This is a genomic window from Nocardiopsis sp. NPDC055824 (assembly GCF_053616335.1).
Window position 1 is genome coordinate 1 of record NZ_JBSHDN010000316.1, and the last position, 4918, is coordinate 4918.

4 protein-coding genes are annotated in these 4918 nt (G+C 75.0%); 3 read left to right on the forward strand and 1 reads right to left on the reverse strand.

Annotated elements, in window-relative coordinates; all coding sequences use genetic code 11:
* Positions 1 to 1497 (reverse strand): adenylosuccinate lyase (purB, locus tag ACWGL3_RS30960; protein WP_452462109.1); only part of this gene is annotated, 1497 nt, incomplete at its 3' end.
* 301 nt (positions 1498 to 1798) lie between these two features.
* Here purB and ACWGL3_RS30965 point away from each other — a divergent pair.
* The 3 genes from ACWGL3_RS30965 to ACWGL3_RS30975 all read left to right on the forward strand — a co-directional run.
* Positions 1799 to 3187, forward strand: coding sequence for a sensor histidine kinase (locus ACWGL3_RS30965; RefSeq protein WP_267944604.1), 1389 nt, complete (start codon positions 1799 to 1801; stop codon positions 3185 to 3187).
* The gene (locus ACWGL3_RS30970; protein WP_267944603.1) at positions 3154 to 3843 is read left to right on the forward strand and encodes a response regulator; all 690 of its coding nucleotides are present in this window, start codon (positions 3154 to 3156) and stop codon (positions 3841 to 3843) included. Before ACWGL3_RS30965 ends, ACWGL3_RS30970 begins: the two co-directional genes overlap by 34 nt.
* A 185-nt stretch (positions 3844 to 4028) precedes the next feature.
* Positions 4029 to 4918: oxygenase MpaB family protein (locus ACWGL3_RS30975; RefSeq protein ID WP_452462110.1), on the forward strand; the 890-nt coding region annotated here is incomplete at its 3' end.

Sequence of the window (4918 nt, forward strand, 5' to 3'; positions counted from 1 at the left end):
GTGCTGGCCTGGGTGGGCTACGCCGCCACCGTGGTCGGGATGGGGCTGACCCACCTGGTGACCCTGATGATCCTGCCGGGGCATCTGCTGCTGGTGGTCCAGAGGGCGCTCCGCCACGATCCCGTCGATCCGCGCCACCACGGAGGCGACCTGGTCGGCCGCGGCCCCCGTGAAGGTGATCCGGTCCTCGAGCAGCTCCTCCAGCGCGGCACGGTCCAGCGGGAAGCGCTCGTCCGCGCCCAGCCGCTCCAGGAGCCGGTTGCCCACGCCCTCCTGGCGCATCGCCAGGGCCGCACCCACCGCGTGCTCCTTGATCAGCTCGTGGGCGGTCTCCCGGCCCACGCCCGCGCGCACGGCCGCCATCAGCATCTTGGTCGTGGCCAGGAACGGCAGGTACCGGTCCAGCTCGGCGGAGACCACAGCGGGGAAGGCGCCGAACTCGTCCAGCACCGTCAGCATCGTCTCGACCAGGCCGTCGAAGGCGAAGAACGCGTCCGGCAGCGCCACCCTGCGCACCACCGAGCACGACACGTCGCCCTCGTTCCACTGGTCCCCGGCCAGCTCGCCGGCCATCGACGCGTAACCGCGCAGGACCACGGTCAGCCCGTTGACCCGCTCGCACGAACGCGTGTTCATCTTGTGGGGCATGGCCGACGAGCCGACCTGGCCCTCGGCGAACCCCTCGGTCACCAGCTCGTGCCCGGCCATCAGCCGGATCGTCTTGGCCAGCGAGGACGGGCCCGCCGCCAGCTGCACCAGCGCCGTCAGCACCTCGAAGTCCAGCGAACGGGGGTACACCTGCCCCACGCTCGTGAACCGGTGCGCGAAGCCCAGGTGCCCGGCCACCTCGTCCTCCAGGGCGGCCAGCGCCCCGCGGTCGCCGCCCAGCAGGTCCAGCATGTCCTGCGCTGTGCCCACCGGCCCCTTGATCCCGCGCAGCGGGTAGCGGGCGATCAGCTCCTCCAGCCGGCCGTGGGCGACCAGCACCTCGTCGGCGATCGACGCGAACCGCTTGCCCAGGGTCGTGGCCTGCGCCGCCACGTTGTGGGAGCGGCCCGCCATCACCGTCCCGCCGTACTCGGCCGACAGCCGTCCGAGCCGGGCCAGCAGCGCCACCACGCGGTCGCGCACCAGCAGCAGGCTGTCGCGCACCTGCAGCTGCTCGACGTTCTCGGTCAGGTCGCGCGAGGTCATGCCCTTGTGCACGTGCTCGTGGCCGGCGAGGGCGTTGAACTCCTCGATCCGGGCCTTCACGTCGTGCCGGGTGACCCGCTCGCGCTCCGCGATCGAGGCCAGGTCGACCTGCTCAAGGACCTTCTCGTAGTCCTGGACGACGCCGTCGGGGACGTCGACGCCCAGACGCGACTGGGCCCGCAGCACGGCCAGCCACAGCCGCCGCTCGGAGACCACCTTGTACTCGGGGGACCACAGCCGGGCCAGCTCCGCCGAGGCGTAGCGGGCAGCCAGGACATCGGGGATCAGAGGTTTCGCGCTCACGTCGCCCCACCCTACCGTCCTGAGCTGCGCCGCCCGCCCCGGCCTCGGCCCGCCCGGCGGTCCCTGGCGCGGACACGGCCCCGGCGGGCGCCGGGGCGGCGGGCGGACGTGCGGCGGTCCACCGCAGGGCGGGGCCGCGCCCGGTCCGTCCGTGCTCCACGGGTGGGGAAGCGCGGTGGGAGGAGGCCCGGTGGACGCGGGCCCGGAGAAGGGGGGACACGCCCCGGGTGGGCCCTGCCCCACCCCCGGCCCGGGGGCGGGGCCGATTCCGGCCCCCTCGCCCGCTGCCTACGGTGGGGGCATGACCACGCCCCGCACGACGAAGGCGCAGCCGAGGACACTCCTGGCAGCCCTGCTGAGCCCCCGCTTCCTCCTCACCGCCTGGCCCTGGCGCGCCCTGGCCCATTCCGCGAACACCGTGTTCGTCGGCCTGGCGGTGGCCGTGGTCGCCATGCCCGTCTACCTGCCGTGGACGCTCGTCGGGGGGATGCTCCTGAGGAGGCCGTGGGACACCCTCTCCACCGGCCCCGTGGCGGCCGGGTTCCTGGGCGGCCTGGCCATGGTCCTGGTCTTCGCGCCGCTCATCGCCCTCCCCCTGGGGGCGCTGGAGCGCAGGCGCCTCGTGTTCATCACGCGGGGGCCCTTCCCCAGCGGCCACCGTGTGCCGGAACCCGGCCTGTGGGCCTGGGCCCGCACCCGCCTGACGGAAGGGGCGACCTGGCGGGAGATCGCCTACTCGGTGCTCCTGGTCCCCGTCGCACTCCTGGTCTGCCTGGTCCTGGGCTCCCTGATCAGCGCGGCGGCGGTCTTCGCCACGGGCCCGCTCCTCGCCCAGGAGTCCCGGGGCGGCCAGGTCTCCCTGGGCTTCGTCACGATCACCTCCTCCGCGGAGGCCGTGCCCTACATGCTCCTCGCCCCGGTCATCCTCGTCGTGCTGCTCTACGCCTCGGCGGTCCTCGCCCAGACGCACCTCGCCATCGCCCGCGCCCTGCTCGTGGGGCCGCCCAAGGACGAGCTCCGCGCCGAGCTCAGCCAGGTCACCGAGTCCCGCGCACGGCTGGTCAACGCCTTCGAGTACGAGCGCAGGCGCATCGAGCGCGACCTGCACGACGGAGCCCAGCAGAGGCTCGTCGCCCTGTCCGTGGACCTGGGGCTGGCCCGTCTGGACCTGGAGGAGGGCAGTGAGGCCGACCGGCGCGTGGCCGCCGCCCAGGCCAACGCCGACGAGCTGATCGACGAACTCCGCGAACTCGTGCGGGGCATCCACCCCAGGGTCCTCACCGACCGCGGCCTGCCCGCCGCCCTGGAGGAGCTGGCCGACCGCTGCCCCGTCCCCACGCGCGTGGAGGCCGCGGTCCCGGTCCGCCTGCCCGCCCACGTCGAGGGCACCGCCTACTTCGTGGTCGCCGAGGCGCTCACCAACGTGGCCAAGCACGCCGGGGCGACGGCGGTGACCGTGCGCGCCTCCGTCCCGCCCGGGACGGGCGGTTCCCCGGACACCCTCGTGGTGGAGGTCGCCGACGACGGTGCGGGCGGGGCCGAGCCGGGGCAGGGCTCCGGCCTCACCGGGCTCACGGACCGGGTGGCCGTCATGGGCGGCACAATGGAGCTGTCCAGCCCCCAGGGCGGACCGACCCGAATCCGAGTGGAGCTGCCGTGCGGACCGATTCCCCCGACCCCGCTGACCTGACCCCCGTGCCGACCGTCCTCGCCGAGGACGGCGTGCTGCTCAGGGAGGGCCTGGCCGGGGTCCTGGAGCGCTTCGGCTTCCCCGTCGCCGCCGCGGTCGGTGACGGGGAGGCGCTCCTGGCCGCGGTCGCCGAGCACCGCCCCGGCCTCGTCGTCACGGACATCCGCATGCCCCCCGGCTTCACCGACGAGGGGCTGCGCGCCGCGGTCCGGCTGCGCGCCGAGCACCCCGGGCTCGCGGTGGTGGCCCTGAGCCAGTACGTGGAGCTGAGCTACGCCTCCGACCTGCTGGACTCGGGGGACGGCCGGGGCGTCGGCTACCTGCTCAAACAGCGTGTGGGGGACGTACGGGAGTTCGCGTCCGTGCTCCGGCGCGTGGTGGACGGGGCGACCTTCGTCGACCCCGAGGTGGTCCGCCAGCTGCTGCGCCGCCGGTCCGACCCGCTGGAACGCCTCACCCCCCGGGAGCGCGAGGTGCTCGCGCTGATGGCGGAGGGGCACTCCAACGGGGCCATCGCCCGCAGGCTCGTGGTCAGCGACGCCGCCGTCGGCAAGCACGTGGGCAACATCCTGGCCAAGCTGGACCTGCCCCTGGACGAGGACGTCCACCGCCGGGTCCAGGCGGTCCTGGCCTACCTGCGGGGGCGCTCCGCCTGAACGGCGGGCGGGCCGGGCCCCGCGAACGGGTTCGGCCGCCCCTCCCCTCCGGAGCGCCGCGCGCGCACCCCACCGGCCGGGACGGCGTCCGAGGGGGCCGGGGGCGGCGCCCGGACCCCGGACGTATCGTGGGACCACCGCCCGCCACAAGGCGCGAACCCCCCGCGCAGCCCGGAGGAGAACGGATGCAGCCCACCGCCGCCGCCCCGGAGAGCGTCACCTGGAAGATCCACCTGGACCGGTCGATGTGGGTGGCGGGCGTGCGCGCCCTCATGCTCCAGGCGCTCCACCCCGTGGCCATGCAGGGGGTGTGGCAGCGCTCGGACTTCCGCTCCGACCCGACCGGACGCCTGCTCCGCACCGCCCACTTCGTGGCCGTCACCACCTACGGCAGCCTCACCGAGGCCGAGGCCCTCGGCGCGCACATCCGCCGCGTGCACCGCGCGCTGTCCTTCACCGACCCGGCCACCGGACGCCTGCACCGGGTGGACCAGCGCGACCTGCTCGTGTGGGTGCACTGCGCGGAGGTCTCCTCCTACCTGGAGACCGCCCACCGCGCCGGAGTGCCGCTGACGGCGGAGGACGGGGACCGCTACGTGGACGAGCAGTCGCGCACTGCCGCCTACGTCGGCCTCTCCCGCGACGACGTGCCGCGCGACCTCGCCGGGATGCGCCGCTACCTCGCCGCGGTCCGGCCCTCCCTGCGCGCCACCCCCGAGGCCCGGCAGGCGGTGCGGTTCCTGCTGTGGCCCAAGGTGCCCGAGCGCCTGGCATGGCTGACCCCGCTCAAACCCCTGTGGTTCCCCGTCGGCGCGCTGTCCTACGCCACCCTGCCCGCGTGGGCGCGCCGCGCCTACGGGATGCTGCCGGACCCGCCGGGGAGCGACGCCCTCGCCACCACCGCACTGCGGGGGCTGCGGGCAGGGCTGGAGCTGGTGCCGGAGCGGTACTACAACCTCGTCTTCGACGAGGCCACCGTGCGCAGCGCCGACGAGGCGAGGAAGCGCCTGCTGGCCGCGGGGTACGAGGTCGAGAACGGGTTCCGGGCGCTGCGCGCCCGCACGCTCTTCCGGGC

Coding starts and splice junctions, on each gene's coding strand:
- ACWGL3_RS30965 (WP_267944604.1), top strand. CDS start 1,799: ATGACCACGCCCCGCACGACGAAGGCGCAGCCGAGGACACTCCTGGCA.